We start from the raw sequence: 1368 nt of genomic DNA, 5'->3' as shown, positions 1-1368 counted from the left end.
CCCACCCTTGCAGGTAGTTATAATACGGCAGGATATGCGGTGGGTGTTGCAGTTTCAGGCAGTTATGCCTATGTTGCTGATGATTATAACGGTCTTGTGATCATTGATATCAGTAACCCAGCCGCACCCACTTTTGCAGGTAGTTATAATACGGCAGGAATTGCGGCGGGTGTTGCAGTTTCAGGCAGTTATGCCTATGTTGCCGATGATTATAATGGTCTTGTGATCATTGATATCAGTAACCCAGCCGCACCCACCCTTGCAGGTAGTTATAATACGGGAGGATCGGAGGGTGTTGCAGTTTCAGGCAGTTATGCCTATGTTGCCGATGGTTTCGATCTTGTGATCATTGATATCAGTAACCCAGCCGCACCCACCCTTGCAGGTAGTTATAATACGGCAGGATATGCGGTGGGTGTTGCAGTTTCAGGCAGTTATGCCTATGTTGCCGATGGTTATAACGGTCTTGTGATCATTGATATCAGTAACCCAGCCGCACCCACTTTTGCAGGTAGTTATAATACGGCAGGAACTGCGCGGAGTGTTGCAGTTTCAGGCAGTTATGCCTATGTTGTGGTTGATTATAACGGTCTTGTGATCATTGATATCAGTAACCCAGCCGCACCCACCCTTGCAGATAGTTATAATACGGCAAGATATGCGGCGGATGTTGCAGTTTCAGGCAGTTATGCCTATGTTGCCGATGGTTATAACGGTCTTGTGATCATTGATATCAGTAACCCAGCCGCACCCACCCTTGCAGGTAGTTATAATACGGCAGGATATGCGGGGGGTGTTGCAGTTTCAGGCAGTTATGCCTATGTTGCCGATGGTTACGATCTTGTGATCATTGATATCAGTAACCCAGCCGCACCCACCCTTGCAGGTAGTTATAATACGGGAGGATCGGAGGGTGTTGCAGTTTCAGGCAGTTATGCCTATGTTGCCAGTTATAACGGTCTTGTGATCATTGATATCAGTAACCCAGCCGCACCCACTTTTGCAGGTAGTTATAATACGACAGGAATTGCGGCGGGTGTTACAGTTTCAGGCAGTTATGCCTATGTTGCCGATGATTATAACGGTCTTGTGATCATTGATATCAGTAACCCAACCGCACCCACCCTTGCAGGTAGTTATAATACGGCAGGATATGCGATGGGTGTTGCAGTTTCAGGCAGTTATGCCTATGTTGCCGATGATTACGATCTTGTGATCATTGATATCAGTAACCCAGCCGCACCCACTTTTGCAGGTAGTTATTATATGGCAGGAACTGCGCTGGATGTTACAGTTTCAGGCAGTTATGCCTATGTTGCCGATGGTTATAACGGTCTTGTGATCATTGATATCAGTAACCCAGCCGCA

At 47.1% G+C, this 1368-nt stretch carries 1 protein-coding gene; it reads left to right on the top strand.

Features of this window, described 5'->3' with window-relative positions; translation table 11 throughout:
* Positions 1-1368, top strand: a 1368-nt coding sequence (locus P1P86_16575) for a hypothetical protein (protein ID MDF1576802.1), incomplete at both ends; no start/stop codon positions are given.

This window comes from Bacteroidales bacterium (assembly GCA_029210725.1).
Classification (GTDB): Bacteria; Bacteroidota; Bacteroidia; order Bacteroidales.
This window is presented reverse-complemented; position numbering and strand designations above follow the sequence as displayed.